Below are 19,077 nucleotides of genomic sequence, written 5' to 3' on the forward strand. Positions count from 1 at the left end.
ATCTGGAGGAACCACAGTGCGACTCTCTCGCCCCCACAGCCTCACGAGACGAGCACGACTCATCGCCGGCGCCACGGGCCTTGCCGCCGCCGCGGCGCTCGCCCTTCCCGCCGCCGCCACCGCCCAGCCGGCCCCGAAGACGTTCAGCGCAACCGAGCTCAACCAGACCGCCGCCTCCGTGCGCACCGCCGATGTCGGCGGTACGGCCTGGTACGTCGACACCGCCTCGGGCAAGGTCGTCGTCACCGCCGACAGCACGGTCAGCAAGGCCGAGATCGCCAAGCTGAGGAGCGAGGCTGGCGTCAACGCCGACGCTCTCGTGGTCAAGCGCACCCCCGGTAAGTTCTCCAAGCTCATCGCGGGTGGCGAAGCCATCACCACCGGCGGAGCCCGCTGCTCCCTGGGCTTCAACGTGCAGGACAGCGCGGGCACCAAGTTCGCCCTGACCGCCGGCCACTGCACCAACATCGGCAGCTCGTGGTCCATCGGCACCACCGCCGGATCGAGCTTCCCCGGCGACGACTACGGCATCATCCGGCACTCCGACCCGGGTGCGGCCGACGGCCGTGTCTATCTCTACAACGGCAGCTACCAGGAGATCGACGGCGCCGCCGACGCCACGGTCGGCCAGTCCGTCCAGCGCAGCGGCAGCACCACCGGCCTGCACGGCGGCACCGTCACCGGTCTCAACGCCACCGTCAACTACGGCGCCGACGGCATCGTCTCCGGTCTGATCCAGACCAACGTCTGCGCCGAGCCCGGCGACAGCGGCGGCGCGCTCTTCTCCGGGAGCACCGCGCTCGGCCTCACCTCCGGCGGCAGCGGCAACTGCTCCTCCGGCGGCACCACGTTCTACCAGCCCGTCACCGAGGCGCTCAGCGTCTACGGGGTGAGCATCATCTGATCCCGCACGAACCAGGGTTTCGCCATCGGCCCTGAGTGCTGTCCCCGCCGGTTCGTCGGCGGGGACAGCGCCCGTTCGCGTTCGGGACACCCTGTTCCGGGGGCCACCCCGGCTCAGCGGAACTCGTGGACCACCTGGATCTCACCGACGATGTGGGCGTTGAACTCGTCCAGCTCCTCGGCCGGAACCCAGAGCTCAAGGATGGTCCGCCCGCCGGCCTGCTGGACGGGGTACCGACTCAGGAACTCCGACTCGACCTCGAACCGCGTGACGAACCCGGCACCGTCGTGCTTCACGTTCCAGTCTCGCGCGATCCTGACCGCGTAGTCCTCGTTGAGCACGGGGTAGAAGATCGGCTGCTCCGGCAGCCGGGGCGGCCAGGCACGCCAGTTCAGCTCCCGAACCAGCTCAAGCTCCTTGGGGCCGGTGGGCCGCCACAGGGTCGTCGTCGCTCGCCGGCTGGTCATCCGTTGCATCGCTCTCCACACGAGGCCCACCGGTACGGCGGGCCGGGAGACCGGACAATACCGGCACCACGGGCTCGGCCGCGAAGCGTTTTCCCGGTGCCTGACCGATGAAAGCCCAGGTCAGGCACCTCTTCATCTGCCTCTAGAAGAACCCCAGCTTCTTCGGCGAATACGACACCAGCAGATTCTTCGTCTGCTAGTGGTACAGCAGTTGTATCCAAGCTGACCAGGGGAAACAGCAGTTGGTGCGGCTCGCTGGAGGGGTCTGGTCCGGAAATGGTCCGGATCTTGGTCCGTCTCGGCTTGCGCAAGGTGTTGCTGCTGGGCGGGGCCTCCTCGGACTGGCGCTGTGATCGGCAGTGCGACGAGCTGGATTCCGCCGGGGACCTCCCCCCGTTTGCCGAGCACGGGTCGGCTGGTTCAGATGTCCAGGCGGCGGCGGGTAGGCCGTTGAGGAAGTCGGTCGCCTTTCGGCCTTCGGCGGTCAATGAGTCGCAGCGGAACCGTCCGGACGCCACGGCGGCGGAAGCAGGAGCGGCAACCAGGAGCAGGGCGGCGCCCCCCCGGCAGACGACGCAGCACGCCGCCCTGCAGCGGATCTCCTGCCCCGTCGTGCTCGCTGCTGACGCTGGTAGCGCCTGGTGACTACGTGATTCCGATGAATTTTTGACCAGCACCTGAGTTCAGGCGCTAATGTGCCGACATCACCATAGAGGCAGGGGAACTCACGTGAATTTTGACCCGTCACAGCTCTTCGACGACTCGGTCACCTGGCTCCTCCAGGCCCTCAAGGCCGGCACGGGCGAGGGCATCAAGGCTGCTGTAGCGCGGTGGTTCTCCCGGGGGGACGATGATGCCGAGCAAACCGTCCTCAGTCGCCTGGACCGCACGGCTGACGTGCTTGGCGCTGCTCCCGAAGGTCCGGAAGGCGAGGGCGTACTCAATAGTCAGCATGAGCGTTGGGTCGGCCGGTTCGAGGATGCCTACAGCGACTGGGACGGCGACCAACAAGCAGCTGCTCTTGAGGAGTTGAGGTTCCTCCTTGAGGAGCACGCACGGGCCGTCGGCGCGCAGTCGGGCGACGGTGGAGTCTCAGTGGCCGGAAACATGAGTATCAAGGCCGAAGGCGGTTCCATCGCTGCAGCCATCATCAACGGCGGAGCATGCATCGGCTCCCCTTCCTAGCCGACTTCGGCACAGAGCTGAACGAAGCCACGGCCACCTCCAGCCAGGCGGCAGCATTTCCGGACCTGGCTCAGCTCCCCTCTGATACGCGTTTGATCCTTGCGCAGGATCGTTCAATGGCGGCCGAGAAGGTCGTCATCTACAACCTCCCTCCCTCCCACACGTCGGCGCCTCCGCTGCCAGCTGTCAGTAAGTCCTTCGCGTCCTGGGAAGTGGGTGAACTCAGTGTCAAACCATCCGTCGGGGAGGGGCTACCCCCGTACGTCGAGCGGGCCCACGACCTCGAGTTGCGTCAGTGCCTGAGAAAGATCAGGAACGGCTCCTCCTCAGTCGTCGTGATCGAGGGAAACTCCTGTGCCGGGAAAACACGCGCAGCCTACGAAGGCGCCGGTACAGAGCTGCACGACTGGGCGCTGCTCTATCCTCACTCAACTGACGGCCTCAGGCAGGCGGCAGCAGAGGGGCTGGTCAGACCACGAACCATCATTTGGCTCGACGACGCCCACAGCACTGTCCTTGCCGATCGGGACGGCGAGAAGGCCGCCGCGCTGCTCCTGACGCTCAAAGATGCCGTGAGCCACCTGGCGATCGTCGTCACCATCTGGCCCGGCCACTACGAAATGCTCACCGGCGCCGCCCCTGCCTCCCAGGGGCAGGACCGCCTTGCTCGGCGCCGGACGCTTCTTCAAGCCAGCCACCACGTCACCGTTCCCGACATCTTCACCGACCGCGAGCTCGATGACTTCCAACGCCGGGTCACCGACCCGCAGTGGGTGCAGGCGGTAGACAGCGCCCGTGGTACCCAGGAGTTGACCCAGACGCTGGCCGCCGCCGTAGAACTCATGCACCGCTACCGCCGCAGCGACCACCCCGGCAAAGCCCTGGTGACCGCAGCAGCTGACCTCCGCCGACTCGGAGTGCGCGAACCCATTCCAGCGCGCACCCTCACCGCAGCAGCACCCGGCTACCTGACCTCGCACGCACGCATGAAACTCGTCGGAGACTGGGCAGCAACCGCACTCGCCTGGGCACGAGAACCCTGCCATGGCGTGTGCCCTGCGCTGCCGCCAGTCCTGCACCCCGACGGCATCGGACCGGACCCGGAGCGATGCGACCTCAATGACTATCTGGAGCAGCACATTGCCGAGGAGCGTGCCTTCACCGCCCCTCCTTCCCCCTTCTGGCAGGCTGCGCTGACGGCGGATCTCGGCGGTCTCTCCTATGCGAAGTTGGGCACCGCGGCCTTCTCCAGCGCCCGGTTCAAGATCGCTCGTGATCTTTACATCAAGGCACTTGAGCGTCACCACACACCGGCGTTCAGTGACCTCTGCGTCCTCTATAGCGAGACGGGAATGATCCACACGCGGCGCGGAATCGACGAGCTCCTTGCGCTGTGCGAACCGATTGAGGACGGCGGCGAAAGCGCCTTTCATCTGGGCACCGACATCGGTTATGTCGCGACGGGGCAGGTGGACGCCGAGTACCGAGAGAGAAGTGTCGAACTCGCGACGGCGCTGCTCGAGCGCGCTGCTGAGGCAGGCCACGCGCTTGCTAGGACCGCCCTCGTCATGATGTACGAGGATCTCGGCCAGCTGGATGAGGCGGCAGCGGTGGCGCGGGTAGCGGATGCTCCAGAAGCCCAGCAGGAGCATCCAGCGGCACTCTTGCATCAGGCGGCGGAGGGCGACGCGGACGCGCTGCACGAACTGAAGAGGCTCGCGCACATCGTCGGACCCCGCTGGCATGCCCTCGTGGCCACGGCCTTCGACGTGCCCTCCCGTCTATGCGCGTGGCCTTCCAAGCTGAGCAAGCAAGGGGAGCGGGACCTGGCCCGGCAGCTCCTGGATGCCGGCGTCGCCGCGAAGTCCGCTGCGGCTCTGAGCATGTTGCTCAACTTCCTAGACCGCCCGGAGGATCGGCAGGAGGCAGCGGCCCTCAAACGCTCGGCAGCAGAAACCGACTCACACTTCTTGTTCCAGCTGTTCATGGAACTGTGGCCCGAGCGTCGACGCGAGGCACTCGCACTGCTCAGCAGAGCACGCCGTCAGCGCCGGCACGGGGCCGTGTGGACCGTCGTCCGGCATCTACACAAGATCCCCAGTGCACGCCACACCGCTGAAGGCATCGCCCACATTCTGGCCATGAGAGACCGGCAACCCTGGGCACAGTACGAACTGGCCTTGTGGATGTACGAGCGACTTGAAACACCTGAGGAGGGACTGCCCCCGCTGGAGAGCATTCCCGACGAGGTGTTCGCGCTCATGGAAGCTGCAGCGGTTCATCACCAAGGCGCACGCCGCTTGTGGGGACAGTTCCTGAGCCGCATGGGGAGGGAGCACGAAGCCCGCGAGGCCCTGTTCGCCGCTATCGACAGCGGCGACTACACCATCGTCACCCACGGCGAGCTCGGTGAGCACCTGTTCCCGGACCAGCCGACCAAGGCGGAGCAGTTGAAGATGTACGGCCTCACCCCTGAGGGAGAGCCACACGACGTCTGGTAGTCCAACGATTAGGAGCTACTGCCACTCACTCCTCGGCCAGTTGCCCGCGATCGAGTCCGCTCATCCATCTCAGAGCCCGACTAAAGGCAATGCCGTGACTGTGTTGGTGATCTTGTTCGTATGCTGACGACGGTCGGTGGCGGTGGTTCGCTGGTCGTGGCGGGCTGGACGATCCGGGGTTCGACCATTCGCTGCTCAGTGAGTTTCGGGCCCGCCTGACCGAGGGTGACCGGGCCGATCAGCTATTGCAATTGATGCTGGACCGCTTGGTGGAGGCCGGGCTACTCAAGGGGCGAGGGCGACAGCGTACCGACGCCACCCATGTCCTGGCGGCGGTGCGCCGGTTGAGCCCGGCTGGAGCTGGCGGGCGAGAGCGTGCGGGCGGCGCTGGAGGAGATTGCCGGGGCCGATCCGGACTGGCTGATGCCGCTGATTGAGCCCGAGTGGGCCAAACGTTACGGCCGGAAAGTCCAGATCGGAAAAGTTCCGGGCGGCAAGGCAGCGGTGCGCGAGTGCGCCGAGGAGTTCGGCCGGGACGGGCAGAAGCTGCTCGCTGCGGCCTGGGCGGCCGATGCCCCGTCGCGTCTGCGGATGTTGCGGCAGGTGGAGATCCTGCGGCAGGTCTGGATACATCAGTATCACTGCGATCGCGAGGGGTATCTGCGCTGGCGGGAGGGCACGGCCCTGCCGCCGACCGCGCTGCGGTTCGACTCCCCTTACGACACGGACGCGCACTACTGCGTCAAACGCGATGTCGAGTGGAGCGGATACCGGGTTCATTTCACCGGGTCGTGTGACCAGGATCTGCCGCACCTGGTGGTGCACGTGGCCACCACCATCGCTCCCGTCCAGGACGGACAGCCGACTGACAAGATCCACGACGACCTCGCCACCCGCCGGCTGGCTCCGGCCGAGCACATCGTGGACACCGCCTACCTCTCACCCGCCCACATCGAGCGGGACCAGCGCGTTCACGGCATCACACTGCTCGGCCCGATCCTCGCCGGCAACAGCCGCCAGGCCAAAGCTGGCTCGGGTTTCGACAAGTCGGCCTTCATCATCGACTGGGACAACGAGCAGGCCACCTGCCCGCGAGGTGCCACGAGTGCGTCCTGGACCAAGCTGCACATCTCCGGCCACACCGATTTTCAGGCCCGCTTCGCCGACAGCGACTGCCGGCCCTGCCTGGACCGTGCCCGGTGTACCTCCTCGGCCATTCGCTCCCGCTCTGTCGCGGTGCTCCCGCGGCTGCTGCACGAGATCCAGATGCGTAATCGGCTCGACCAGCAGACCGAGCAGTGGCAGCGTCGGTACGCCATCCGCGCCGGGGTCGAGGCCACCCTCTCGCAGAACGTCCGAGCGCACGGCCTACGGGTGTGCGGGGCCCTCCTCGCGACCCGGCCTCCTCGTCACCGGCCAGAAGGGCCTCAGAAGAGTCGTTGTGCAAGGTCGGCAACTGCGGGTCCGTCAGCGGTGGCGAGCAGCGCTCGGAGATCTGCACAGGCGTCGCTATGCCTGGCGGAATCCATGCCTGTTTTTCGCAGAGCTTTAGCCCAGTTGAGATCGTGGCCGGTGTGGGGTGTGAGCACTGCCAGGCCGGTTTCGCCCTCGACTCGGGTGGTGAGGGCACCTTGCAGAGCGGGCCAACGGGCGGTGATCTCGGCGAGGGTGATGAGGTGCATGGCGTCTTCGACAGAGAGGGCTTGCGTGGTGCCGTCTTTGTAGGCGAGGACGCGGAGGTAGAACTGCCACACGGTCAGAAGCCTCTTGGCTTCCCGAATGGAGAGGTGGCGCTGAGCGCTCAGTCTGTCCTGCAGGCGGTCACGTATGACTGGGTGTGTTTCCAGGGCGAGTACTTGGGTTTCAAGCTCGGACTGGGGTGCTGCTGCCTCTGCTGGTATCAGGTTCACTGCTGGGGGGTCGACTACTGCGGCTGAATGTGCAGTTGGTGCGGGGGATGCGGTGTGGAGTTCGGGCGTTTGAGCGACAGGGCCCAGCAGGCTGCTTGTGGCGGCTACGAGGCTGTGGGGGGCGATGGGGGGCAGGGTGACGGGGAGTTGGATGAGTTTCCGCAGATAGGTCCATCCCCAGGATGGGTCTTGGTGGCCTGCCCGTCCTTGCGTTGAGGCGAGATCGGAGTAGGCGCTGTCAAGGTGTGCTGCGACGACGGCGGAGTCCAGTCCGACAACGAAGCGGCATGGCACCGCGTTCGGCTCGACGCGTCGATGCGGGGAGTGGAGTGCTCCGGACAGGAAGAGGTTGATAGCCTCGAAAACTTCGGCGGTTGCGCGTGCCGAGCAGCGATCTAGATCGTCGATGAACACAATGAGTTCGCGACCGCTGGACCAGATTGTTTCCAGGAGGTCGCTGATGTCGTGCTGGACGAGATAGAGGTAGCCGGACCGGGCGTTGTAGTAGGGGTCGCGCAGCGCGTTGTCTGATCCGGATGTCGAGGCGGCAAAGGCACCGCTGAGCACAGGGCCATCGAGGATCTCTCCTGGCAGGAAGGAGTGTGCCCGGCCCAGAAGGAATCGAAGGGCCGTGTGTAGTACTCCTAGGGACAGTAGAAGCAGGGGAAGGCCGATGGCCAGGAGCGCGGCGTTCACGTTGTGTCCCGACCACCTGTAGTGCGTATCTGCTTTGGCCAGTTGCGCCACGACTGGGACGATCAAGGCAAAAACGCCTACCCGCAGTAGCGGCGAGAGAAGCCGCCGACTAACGGTGCGGCGCAGGTGATGGCGGTCGAGTCGTTCTGCGTTACGGCGTAGCCAGTACGCCTCGCGGTCGCGACCTGCGGTGCCTTGCGCTGAGCGTGAGGCTTGCACGATGTCGCGAGAGAGCCCGGCCCAGATCTGGTCGCTGGTTTGATACGCCCAGGGGTTGAAGCGAACCGTTACCACCGTGCGAGAGGCCGGCGGAGGGGAGGGCGTGCCGTGCAGCAGAGGCCACCTGCTGTGCTTGCTATTGGCGCCCGCCCGGCTTTGGCTGAGCAGGAACCTGATAGTCGAGCGCACAGGCAGGTTGCGGCGGCGCAGCCGTCGAAACCACTTGTTTACCTCATCCTTCCAGTGCTGCCAGCGGCCGACGGAGGCCGGAAGCACGTCCTGCTGGCGGGCAATGACCTCCTTCTCAATAAGTTGCATAAGCGTAGATTTGCCTGACCCCCACGGCCCCTCGATCGCTACGACCGAGGGGCCGGTACCGTCCTCCGCAACCAGTTCACCCGTCGGCGAGGAGCCTTCCTCGGCCGGCATGAGCAGGTCGGCCACCGCTGACACCAGGGCCATGCGATCGAGCAGGTCGCTGCCGGCCGGCCGATCGGCAAATCCTCTGAAGTGCACGGTGCCGTTGTGTAGGTCCGATCCATAAGACGAGTCCCCTAGCGCGGCCTCCCGCTCCAGTTGCTCGCGTTCGAAGCTGGCCAGAAGATCGGCGGAGGGGTCGAGCAGGGCCGAGCGCAGGACATTGGGGTGTGCGTCAAGCTGCTGATCTAGCCAGCTCGCGCCCAACCAGTCGCCGAGGAACGGGAAGCTCCCGCGCAGTCCGTGAAACCACTGCAGATCACGTAGCGTGGGGTCCACGGCGCACACCAAGTGCCACTTGTCCGGAGGGTTCCTGGCCGCCACCCTTTCCAGCGTTTGGCGGACCTGGCGACGGCGGCTGGTGGTCATGGTCCCAGCAAAGGCTTTGATCTCATAGGCCACACGCTCGCCGGTCTCAGTCTCCGCCACCACGTCGATGCCGACGTCGGAACGTCCGGCATCGTCCGAAGGTACGCGTGCGCGAGGGTCCACTTGCAGCAACAGCTTGGTGACCAAGGCGTGAAACTGCTGGTAGTTGGCTGTAAGGCGGTCCCATGGGTAGCTCACCGGTCAACGATACGATCATGCCAAAACCCTCGCGCTGCTTTGCCTCGAATTCCCTTTCAGCATTAGCCAGCCGTCGTCTTCCACACGCCCGAGGCCCATGGCAGGGTGCGCGACTACGCGGAGCGCTACCAGGCGGCTGCTGCGTCCTCCGGGCCACGTCGTGTCGACCGTCGCCGTGGCAACCACCATCGCCTGGGCGGTCGGCGGCCCTGCATTGTCAGTGCCCCGCGAGATGATGGAACCGGAAACACTCGTGCATAGGGCAAAGGCAGGGAATGCTGATGTTGGTGCCGTGGACCACGTTGGAGCCGCTGCAGACGGAGAACGTAGTCGCCGTCATGCTGTGCCGTGAGCACCCTCGGGCCGTCCGGATCCGCCCCTCGCAGGGCGACGGCGGCATTGACGTTGTCGAAGTCACCGAAGACGGCTGGGTGGTCTACCAGATCAAGTACTTCGCGACCAACCTCGATGCGAGCCAGAAGAATCAGGTCGCCGACTCCTACAACAAGGTGCAGGCATACGCGGCCTCCCAGGGTGCCCGCATCGCGGCCTGGCACCTAGTTGTCCCGCTGGATGCCACCAAAGAGAACCGCTTTGCCTGGTTCCGTACGCTCACCCAGGGCTCCGACTTCCCCTGCGAGTGGATGGGACTGGCCCAACTCAACGGCCTGGCGGCCAAGTATCAGGACGTCATCGACTACTTCCTCGGCAATGGCCTGGAGCGGGTACTGACGCTGCAGCAGCAACTGTTTGACCTGATGGGCCTCCAGAAGAGCACCGATCGGGCTCTTGACGAGGGCAGGCCGGCTCTTCTCCAGGCTGCCGACGCCATCGGCGGCCTGGAGGGCCTCTACCAGGCCCTCAACGCGCACGATCCGTTCTACCGGTACAGCTTCTCGGTCGACCAGGACCGTACGATGCCGCAAGGGGAACCGATGCTCGTCTTTGCCAGCCAGACCCAGGACGGCGACGGGCCCTGCATCACCTTTCGCGTCTTCGCCCGCTATGAACAGGCTGTGCGGGACCATGAGTTGGGTATCAAGTGGGCGGTGTCCTTCTCCGAAGACAGGCCCGTAACCCAGGCATTCCACGAGGCACTTACCTACGGCACCCCGGTGACCGTGTCGTCCACCGAAACCGCATCCTTCAACTGCACCCTGGACCTTCCTGGCGGCCTGGGCGGCCAGTTCTCCGAAGGCACCGCCAGACTCGGGCCGGCCTGGCAGGACGAGGCACCCAGTCGCAAGATGCGGCTGCAGCTTCTGGATGAAGCTGGCCAGGTCCTGGAGAGCCTGATCTTCGAGATGGAACCGACCCGCAGAGGGCTGTCCGGGAAAGGGCTGTCAGCATTCGGCCGGGACGCCTCTGGCGTGCTGGAGGTGCAGACCCTCACGGTCCTGGAGGGCAAGCGGCAGACGACGATGCGGTTCAGCCGCAACCCCCTTGAAGGGCTTCCTCCTGACGAAGTCCTCCCGGTTGTGCGCTTCATGGCGAGGCTCCACACAGCGCACAGTATTTGCGCTGCTGCACCCTACGGCCCCGTCCACAACAAGCCGATGCCGTTCCAGGGCGACCCGGACAGTGACATGCACGTGATGGCCGCGCGCGCTGCGGCCGTAGCACAGGCCCTGTCGGTCGTACAGGAATACACAACAGAACAGCTGGTGATGCCCGACCTGTTGCAGACAACCCTCGTGGAGGCAGCCAGGCTGCAATGGATCGCACGTCTGCTGCGCGAGACGACGTTCAGCTATCAGTGGAGTCGTGCAGAGATGGCCCTGCCCAAGGAAGCCTCTCCTGTTCCGGTCACGCAGGGAGACGTTCCGGAACGGCGAACCTTCTACCTGCCTCTGACGGTCGCGCTTGCCGGCCAGGAACGTGACCTCGGCCTTGGTATGGAGCGGATCGACTTTTCGTCTGCACTGGTCGAAGCGATGGAGGGCGAGGACGCCTGGCAGTTGAAGTGTCGCCCAGGGGACAGTGCCGAGGGCACCAGTACGCATGTGCCTGTTGCGGACCCTGACTGCGCCCAGCACGCGTAGCCGTGTGAGCCCGGCACGGTGCGACCTGCCCACCGCCCCCCGTTGCAGTACTCAGGCTTCCATGGCTACGTCGATAGGAGACCTGTGAGTAAGCAGCGGGGCACAGTGAATGCGCGCAGATTGACGACGCTACTCCTCGTCGCGGAAGGGCGGGATCTGACGCATGGCCAGCACCGAGCCGTCCCGGCTGATCGAGACAACGCCGCCCCAGACGTGGTCCCAGGATGTCCCGTATTCCTTGCCCTTTCTGGCGTGGACCCGCTTTCGGTAGGCGGCTAAATCGGCCTGTCGTCCGGGCTCTTTCCTGGTGATGAGGGAATCGAGAACATCGGCGGCGACGCCGGAGAATGCTTGTACTCGTTTGCCGTTGAGACGAAAGACGTGGTCTGTGCCCTCGAATCTCTCGCCGAGCAGGGTGTAGTCCTGGTCTTGGACGCTGCCGGAGGCGGCGTGGGCGAAGCCCTGGAAGAAGTCGCTGCCTTGGCGGGTGGTGAGGAGCGCGGCGGTGGATTCGCCGTCCCCGGCGAAGGCCGTCAGACCAGCGGCTCCCACGCGGGCCAAGACGCGCTGGAACCACTCGTAGTCCTTGGGGTCTTTGGGGCCGACTTGGCATCCGGGCTCGGAGGAGTCGGGGTCCTTGCCTTGTCCTGGTTTGAGGATGCCGATGCCTGGTTGCTCGTTGCCAAGGTCTAGGCCGATGCCGGCGGCGGGGGTTCCGTCGGGGATGTGCAACCAGCCGCCGGGGCCGTCGGCATGCAGGACGTGGACAGTGAGCGGGTCGGTCAGGGCGATCTCTGTGCTGAAGAGCAGGGCCGGGGTTTCGTTCCAGGCTCCGATGTGTACTCCGTCGGCGTGGACGGCTGCGGAGGCCAGCTGTTCGTATGCCTTCTGCCGGTCGCTGTGGTTTCCCTTGCAGGCGATGGGGATGACGCGCGAGGACTCGCCTGGCTTCCAGACCTCGGCGAAGAATTGCGGACGGTAGGGGTAGCCGACGGTCTTTGTCTTGGCCTTGTCGCGACTGGTCAGCGTCCAGCCGGCCCGTAGCGCGGTGTCGGCACGGACGAACGAGACGCTGTACTCCGGATAGCGGCGGGTGAGTATCTGTTCGCTGACGGCGAGAGCGAAGGCGTGTCCCAACTCCTCTGACTGCAGCGCCTTGTAGTACATGGCGATTCGCTTGCCCTCGTCGGACAGGCCGAGCAGGTTGCCCTCATGCGTCAGGCCGAGCTGGGTCTCGGTATGGGCACTGAGCGCCTGGCAGTACTTCAGGCTGCCCCAGTGCTCGGCCAGTCCGCGTGATGCACCGCGCTGGGACAGTGCAAGCCCGCGGCCCAGGTGGTGCAGGACGTCCCAGAACGTCAACGTCACGGACAGGTCGACCTCCGTGCCCGGGAGCGGGCGCAGGCCTGGTTTGCGCCGCAGCGGCTCGTAGGTCTCTCCCGTCTTGGTCTTGCCTTCCTCCTGCCGCTTTTCGAACGTCTCGCGACGCTCCCGTTCCTTGTCGGCGGCAGCCTCGTCTATCTTGCCCACGAGCTCCCGCGTCGAGTGCACCGAAACGGAAACCTGCTGCCTGAGACTGTTCAGGACCTCTTCAGTCTTCGGAGTGCTTGCCACGACCGCCCTCCCTACGTCGGATGTCCCGGTCGACCACCGATGGCCGACCGGTCACTCAGTCGAACAGCGGCGCCAGTGCGTTCGGACCGGCGAGGATGCGCCAGGCGGGAATACGGACCACGTTCGTGACAGGACCGGCCTTCGCACCCCGACCGCCTGAGGGAAGCCCGACGAGCAGGCCGGCTCGTTCGTGTACCAGCCGAAGGTGTCGTGCCGGATCACGGTCCGGCCCGGGGCCGGTGTCGACGACGACCGCGGTGTTGCCGCCGGACGCGGTGAACAGCAGATCGATGCGCTGTCCACCGACCAGCGCATCACGTTCCAGCTCGACAACACCGTCTGCGGCGAGGACCTGCTGCACAGTGTCGGTGAGATCCCTACGGTGACGGCCCTGCCGGAGACGCGGCTCTGGCGCAGGAGTGGGCCGCCTGCTGGTGGTCTGTCCTGGGTCCCACAAGAGCGAGCGTGAGGACAGCAGATGAGGGAGCCCCGTCTCTTGCTGCCAGTAGGCGTGGTTGCCCACCGTGATCAACTGCGACTTGGCTCGCGTGATCGCGACGTTCCAGAGACTGACCTGGCTCGTCACCCAGTGGGCCGTGCGTTGTGGGGTGTTTGTGGTGGCCACCGGGCTGAGGATCATCACGTCGCGCTGGCCGCCCTGGAAGGCGTGCACCGTTCCTACCCGGACCCGGTCGCTGCCGATCATGCTCTCCAGGGCGTCCTTCTGGGCACGGAACGGTGTCACCACGCCCACGGTCGCGCTCTCGGGCAGACGGCGAAGCAGCGCCCGCACGATGTCGGCAACAGCGGCGCCCTCGGACGGGTTGCGCCAGGACTTTCCTCCCGGGCCGCGTGCCGACTCGCCGGAGGGCACATGCGCCCAAGCCAGTACAGGGGCCCCCTCCCCGGTGTTCATAAGATCGATCGCGGGTATCTGCCGGCGCACGTCGGTCATGAGCTCCAGCGCGCCGGAGTAGCAATGGCCGTTGACGATTTCGGCGATTTCCGGGTGGCAGCGGTAGTGCTCGTCGAGCAGCAGCGCGCTCTCGCCGTTCTGCGCGGCGGCGTGGTAAGAGGAGTGGACGTGGTAGGCAAGCCGCCGGTCCTCCAGCCAGGCCGCGCTCAGACCCGCCCTGACGCGGGCCTGACGTTCCTGTTCCGGCGAGATACCGGGGATGTGCGTCAACTGCATCGGATCCCCGATGATCAGGGCCCTGCGGGCGCGGAACAGCAGGGGCAGCACCGCCGCGATGGAGCACTGGCTGGCCTCGTCGATGACGACCAGGTCGAAGAGTTTTGGATCGGGCCTCAGTTGGCGCACCGCGTGGGTGGTGATCGCCCACCCTTTCAGGTGGCGCAGCAGGTTCAGCTGGCTGCGCTGGGTTCCCTTGCGCTGACGCAACGTCTGAAGCCGCTGGTCCAGCAGTGATCGCCCGCGGTCGAGCACCTCCGCCGACATGGCCTCGCACAGCTCTGCGGACAGCTGGGCCCGTGTCGTGGCGCAGCCTGAGCGGGCCTGGCGCACGGCCTCCTCGTCGTAGGCGGCCTGAGCCGGCGTGAGGTCACGCACCTGGCGCTCCAGGCCGGTCAGATCCGCCAGGTCATCGAGAAGATCCGAGGCAACGGGTCGTTCCGCGGCCCATGGGGGGAGTTGGACCGCTGCATCGGTACCGGCAGCGGTGACGAATACCTTCATGGCGCGCGTTCGGCGCCAGCGCCCCCACCAGCCGCCCGCCGCTGCTGCCCGGCGGGCCCTCGTTTCCCAACGTGCCAGCGCCGAGAGGTCGCCGGATTGCCACAGCCGTGACAGGGACGCCACCGGAAGCTCGGCCTTTCCGGCCAGGTCGGCGCGCTGCGACAACATCTGGGCCAGCCGCACCTCACCCTCGACCTGTCGTGCGGCCTGGTCGCGCAGGGCGGCGGCGCGCGAGCGGAGGTTTCGCAGTTGACCTGCCACGGTGGCGGAGCTGCGCGCGGGCTGGGCAGGCGGAGCGGACAGCAGCTGCTCGAGCTTCTCGGCCTCCTTGACCAGAGCCTCGACGTTGCCGGTGCGCATCAGCAAGCCGGGAGCGATGTCGTCGCAGCGCTGGGCGACGACGTTCACCGCCTCGTTGTTGGTCGACGCCACCAGTACTGACTCACCTGCCGCGACACAGGTGGCCACCACCGAAGTAACGACCTCGCTCTTTCCCGTCCCGGGTGGACCGGTGGCCACGGTCAGCGGCTGCGTCATCGCGGAGACGACCACCTGCTCCTGGCTCTCGTTGAAGGGCCCGGCCGACACGACGAGAATGGCATCCGTGGTGGGCGCGGGGTTGCCGCCGTTCAGGAGCGCGTCCAGTGCCGTACCCGGGATCTCGTCCTTACGGGTGGAGATGGCCAGGAGATTCTCCACGACGCCGTCGCTGGCGAACCGCTCCACGCTCGACGGGGCCAGGATCACGGCGGCGTTGTGCGCGCCGGGACGCAGGGCCTCGTTCACCGAGTCCCCGCTCAGAGCGGAGGCGTCGAGCGGTTCAAGCTCGGGGAGCCCCAGGACATCAAGCAACTCCCGTACGGCTTTGATCATCTGCGCGTCGTTGCCGTGCTGCCACGTCGGCTGCCAACGGGCTAACAGCTGGGCAGCCTCGTCCTCGGAGAGAACCTCGGTCACCAACTTGGTGTGCAGCGATGGCACCCCGCTCGGGCGGAGCACCGCGCGACCGCTCTCGTCTGGAGCCAACTCCATTTGCTGAATCAACAGCGGGGCGATCCCGACATCCGTGCCCCGGCTGCCCTCACCGCGGGAAGGGAGCGTGATGGCCGGATATCCGTACCAGTATTCGTGCTGATCGGCAGCGCGCCCTGAGCCGTTCTTCGCTGTGGTGCCGCCTGAGCTGTGCGCACCGGGCAAATTCTTGGGGGCCGGCAGTGCTGGGCTCAGACCGGACTGAACGGTCTCGGGTCCCTCGTCTATCAGGAAGTACTGCGTGTTCCGTCCTGCCCGCCGATCGGGCAGCATGCTTGCCGCGGCTTGGGCGTTTAGGCACTGCGCGTAGTAACGCAGCAGGCGCTGCCAGTCGTTGGAGTTCTCACGATCAGCCGCGACCCGCTCGCGAGCCTTGAGGTGAGCCGCCGACGGCGGGGGCGGTTCATGGGGCGGAGAGGGGAGATGGACCGGGCTGGCCACCGATCGGGCGAAGTGCAGCGTGTGGGTGGCACGGATGGTGGACTTGGTCGGGCGTTGCTCCTCCGGCACACCCTTGCGCACCATCTGCGTGGTCAGATACTCGAAGAGGTCCTCCGGCGATATCCAGCCGCTGTCCTTGATCCGTCCGTTCCGCAGTCCTTCGACGATTTCACCGGTGAACCGCGAAGTACCGAGCGTCGATCCCTCGGGAGCCATGGCGGAGGCAGCCTGGAGCGCGTCCGAGGCGGTAATGAAGTACACGCCAGTGGGATGCAGCAGGGTGCTGGGCTCCGCCTCGTCCGAGTCCGCACCCTTCCGGCCCTTGGCATGCCAGCCCTGAACGACGGAACCGCTGGCGCAGCAGTCGAGCAGCACGATCTTGGACGCGGCGCGGCAGGACTGCAGAGTCCGCTCCAGGAACTCCGCCGATACCGCCGTGCGGGGAAGATCGGCGGGGTCGCTGTCGCGGGTGAGGAAGTACAGCTGGTTGTCGGCCTCGGAGAACTCGCCGTGTCCGCTGAAATACAGCAGTGCGCTCTCACTTTGCTGGCGCTCTTCGAGGAACGACTCGATGGCGTGCAGCATTTCCGCACGCGTCGGGTCCGGCACCATGTCGCAGTCGTTGTATTGGCCGATCTCCGTGCTCTGCAGAACGGCTTGCATGTAGTGCAGATCGGCACGGACTGCCGGAAGGTCGTGATAGTGCTCGTTGTCGTATGTGGAGACGCCGATCAGAAGGGCGTATCGATCGTTGTTGCGCACTCCCGATCAGTCCGCCGTGGAGGTGTCGTCGTGGTCCGGCGTGCCATGAGCCGAGTCACCGCCTAGCGGTAGGGATCCCTCAGCCAGGAACCGTTCGAGGCGTGCGTCGTCCTCACGCGCCTCGCGGCCTGTGATGCGCATGGTGGACCCGTCCGGACGGGTCGCGATGATGGTGCGCTGGGGGACCTTGGCAAGCCATACCTGAATGCAGGCTGCGGCAAACGACCCGGCGCTCAGGGCCAGGCCGACGACCTCCGAGACGTCGCCGCCCTTGTCGGTGCTCACCGCGGGACTGGCTGAGGGCAAGCGCAGGGAGGCTGCCGGGTCCGTCTCCGAAACCTCGGCAAGCAATTCGCGGGCGTCCCTCCGAGCTCGCAACGGATCCTCGTCGATCACAGAGATCAACAGGCGCGGCAGGCCTTTTCCGTCGTTGCTCACGCGTCCCCCTGCGCTGTCAGCTGTCGCCCTACGATGCTTCGGGAAAGTACCTGACGAGCCAACTATGGAAACGTGAACTATCCGGAAACTGCTGTTAGTTGACGCGAAAGCGCTCCACCCTTGTAGGCGTCAGCAACCGGTGCACATAGCGCCTCCGGTCGACCAGGACCCTCCCCGCACCGTGGATCAGCCGTGCGAGGCTCAGGTCGGAATGGAACTGGCAGAGCGGGAGCCGATCGTTGATGTCGTCACTTGCTTCGGTTGGCTTCAATGCTTCGAGAGTGTGAGGAGGGCAGGTACTCCAGCGGTTCAAGCGCTGCCTACGGGTATTCGGTGGGTCGTCCGCTCGTGAGCGGACGACCCACAGGATGACTCTCTTCCGGCGCCATTGGTCCGCAACTGGTCCGTGGGGAACTCCGCCGGATGTCAGAGAGTAATGAGAAGAACCCAACACGTTACATTGGGTGGCTGTTGCGTCGGGGTGCCTGGAGCGCAACGATGCCGCCAGGCACCCAACTTGAGGCTCTAGAAGAACCCGAGCTTCTTGGGGTTGTATGAACAAAGAACGTTCTTCGTCTGCTGGTAGTGCTCCAGCATCATCTTGTGGTTCTCCCTGCCGATGCCCGACTGCTTGTAGCCGCCGAACGCGGCGTGCGCCGGGTACGCGTGGTAGCAGTTCGTCCAGACCCTGCCCGCCTTGATCCCGCGTCCCGCCCGGTAGGCCGTGTTGACGTCGCGGGTCCAGACTCCGGCGCCCAGCCCGTACAGGGTGTCGTTCGCCGTGCTGATGGCGTCGTCGAAGTCGGTGAAGGACGTCACGGCCACGACCGGGCCGAAGATCTCCTCCTGGAAGACCCGCATCCGGTTGTCGCCCTCGAAGACCGTCGGCTGGACGTAGTAGCCGCCCTCCAGCTCACCGCCGTGCTCGACGCGCTGGCCGCCCGTCAGGATCTTCGCACCCTCCTGCTGGCCGATGTCCAGGTACGAAAGGATCTTGTGCAGCTGGTCGTTGGAGGCCTGGGCGCCGATCATCGTGTCGGTGTCCAGCGGGTGGCCGGGCACGATCTGTTCCGTGCGGGCGATGGCCGCCTCCAGGAACGCGCCGTAGTGGCCGCGCTGGATGAGCGCGCGCGACGGGCACGTACACACCTCGCCCTGGTTGAGGGCGAACATCGTGAACCCTTCGAGGGCCTTGTCGAGGAAGTCGTCGTCGGCGCGCGAGACGTCGTCGAAGAAGATGTTCGGCGACTTGCCGCCCAGCTCCAGCGTCACCGGCTTGATGTTCTCGGAGGCGTACTGCATGATCAGCCGCCCCGTCGTGGTCTCACCCGTGAAGGCGATCTTCGCGACGCGCGGGCTGGAGGCGAGCGGCTTGCCGGCCTCCGCTCCGAAACCGTTGACGATGTTGACGACGCCCGGCGGCAGCAGATCCGCCACCAGACTCAGCCAGTAATGGATCGAGGCGGGCGTCTGCTCGGCCGGCTTGAGGACCACGGCGTTGCCCGCGGCGAGCGCCGGGGCGAGCTTCCAGGTGGCCATCAGGATGGGGAAGTTCCACGGGATGATCTGCCCGACCACGCCCAGCGGTTCGTGGAAGTGGTACGCCACGGTGTCGTCGTCGATCTCGCTGAGCGAGCCCTCCTGGGCGCGCAGGGCCCCGGCGAAGTAGCGGAAGTGGTCGATGGCGAGCGGGATGTCGGCCGCCAGGGTCTCCCGTACGGGTTTGCCGTTCTCCCAGCTCTCGGCGACCGCCAGCTCCTCCAGATGGGCCTCCATCCGGTCGGCGATCCTGTTCAGCACCGACGCCCGGTCCCCGGCGGACGTGGCGCCCCAGCCAGGAGCCGCCGCATGGGCCGCGTCCAGGGCACGTTCGACGTCCTCGGACGTGCCGCGCGCGATCTCGGTGAACGGGCGGCCGTTGACGGGGCTCGGGTTCTCGAAGTACTGACCCCGGGCCGGCGGCACGTACTCCCCGCCGATCCAGTGGTCGTAGCGGGACGCGTACGTGACGATCGCGCCCTCGGTGCCCGGCGCAGCGTAACGGGTCATCTCTGTGGCCTCCCGGATCCGGTGCCGCCCGCCGTTGGACGGCCCTCGGCGCGAGGCTAGGGACGGTGACGTTGCAA

General features: G+C 66.1%; 10 protein-coding genes and 2 pseudogenes. 6 read left to right on the forward strand and 6 right to left on the reverse strand.

Features of this window, described 5'->3' with window-relative positions; all coding sequences use genetic code 11:
- Nucleotides 1-16 precede the first annotated feature (16 nt).
- Nucleotides 17-904, forward strand: coding sequence for a S1 family peptidase (locus tag A3Q37_RS08170; RefSeq protein WP_065479899.1), 888 nt, complete (start codon nt 17-19; stop codon nt 902-904).
- A 113-nt stretch (nt 905-1,017) separates the two neighbouring features.
- Here A3Q37_RS08170 and A3Q37_RS08175 read toward each other — a convergent pair whose 3' ends face one another.
- Nucleotides 1,018-1,371 (reverse strand): hypothetical protein, encoded by a 354-nt coding sequence (locus A3Q37_RS08175; protein ID WP_065479902.1) that lies wholly within the window; start codon nt 1,369-1,371, stop codon nt 1,018-1,020.
- Nucleotides 1,372-2,100: 729 nt separating this feature from the next.
- Here A3Q37_RS08175 and A3Q37_RS36770 point away from each other — a divergent pair.
- The 4 genes and pseudogenes from A3Q37_RS36770 to A3Q37_RS38310 form a co-directional block, all read left to right on the forward strand.
- On the forward strand, nt 2,101-2,556 hold the full coding sequence (locus A3Q37_RS36770) for a hypothetical protein (protein ID WP_141693551.1): 456 nt from the start codon (nt 2,101-2,103) through the stop codon (nt 2,554-2,556).
- Complete coding sequence (locus A3Q37_RS08190) at nt 2,535-5,057, forward strand: hypothetical protein (RefSeq protein WP_065479912.1); 2,523 nt, start codon at nt 2,535-2,537, stop codon at nt 5,055-5,057. The genes A3Q37_RS36770 and A3Q37_RS08190 overlap by 22 nt, the downstream gene beginning before the upstream one ends.
- 137 nt (nt 5,058-5,194) lie before the next feature.
- Nucleotides 5,195-5,494: pseudogene (locus A3Q37_RS38305) on the forward strand (transposase); the annotation flags it as partial.
- Nucleotides 5,495-5,648: 154 nt separating this feature from the next.
- A pseudogene (locus A3Q37_RS38310) lies at nt 5,649-6,425 on the forward strand (transposase); the annotation flags it as partial.
- A gap of 59 nt (nt 6,426-6,484) precedes the next feature.
- On the opposite strand, the gene A3Q37_RS35515 reads toward A3Q37_RS38310, so the two are convergent.
- On the reverse strand, nt 6,485-8,926 hold the full coding sequence (locus A3Q37_RS35515; protein WP_079137701.1) for a P-loop NTPase fold protein: 2,442 nt from the start codon (nt 8,924-8,926) through the stop codon (nt 6,485-6,487).
- 275 nt (nt 8,927-9,201) lie between these two features.
- Here A3Q37_RS35515 and A3Q37_RS08200 point away from each other — a divergent pair, with 275 nt between their 5' ends.
- Nucleotides 9,202-10,968 carry a hypothetical protein gene (locus A3Q37_RS08200; protein WP_065479918.1) on the forward strand — a complete coding sequence of 589 codons (1,767 nt, stop codon included), beginning with the start codon at nt 9,202-9,204 and terminating at the stop codon, nt 10,966-10,968.
- A 129-nt stretch (nt 10,969-11,097) separates the two neighbouring features.
- Here the strand turns inward: A3Q37_RS08200 and A3Q37_RS08205 are convergent, their stop codons facing one another.
- The 4 genes from A3Q37_RS08205 to A3Q37_RS08220 form a co-directional block, all read right to left on the reverse strand.
- The gene (locus A3Q37_RS08205) at nt 11,098-12,582 is read right to left on the reverse strand and encodes a hypothetical protein (protein ID WP_065479921.1); all 1,485 of its coding nucleotides are present in this window, start codon (nt 12,580-12,582) and stop codon (nt 11,098-11,100) included.
- Between the two features lie 55 nt (nt 12,583-12,637).
- Nucleotides 12,638-16,513, reverse strand: a complete 3,876-nt coding sequence (locus tag A3Q37_RS08210) for a caspase, EACC1-associated type (protein ID WP_065479924.1) — start codon at nt 16,511-16,513, stop codon at nt 12,638-12,640.
- A gap of 6 nt (nt 16,514-16,519) precedes the next feature.
- Nucleotides 16,520-16,951: an effector-associated constant component EACC1 gene (locus A3Q37_RS08215; RefSeq protein WP_065479927.1), complete on the reverse strand. Its 432-nt coding sequence runs from the start codon at nt 16,949-16,951 to the stop codon at nt 16,520-16,522.
- A gap of 525 nt (nt 16,952-17,476) precedes the next feature.
- Nucleotides 17,477-19,000: an aldehyde dehydrogenase family protein gene (locus A3Q37_RS08220; RefSeq protein WP_065479930.1), complete on the reverse strand. Its 1,524-nt coding sequence runs from the start codon at nt 18,998-19,000 to the stop codon at nt 17,477-17,479.
- Nucleotides 19,001-19,077 lie beyond the last annotated feature (77 nt).

The sequence above is a fragment of the Streptomyces sp. PTY087I2 genome, assembly GCF_001687325.1.
In the GTDB taxonomy this organism is placed as follows: Bacteria; Actinomycetota; Actinomycetes; order Streptomycetales; family Streptomycetaceae; genus Streptomyces.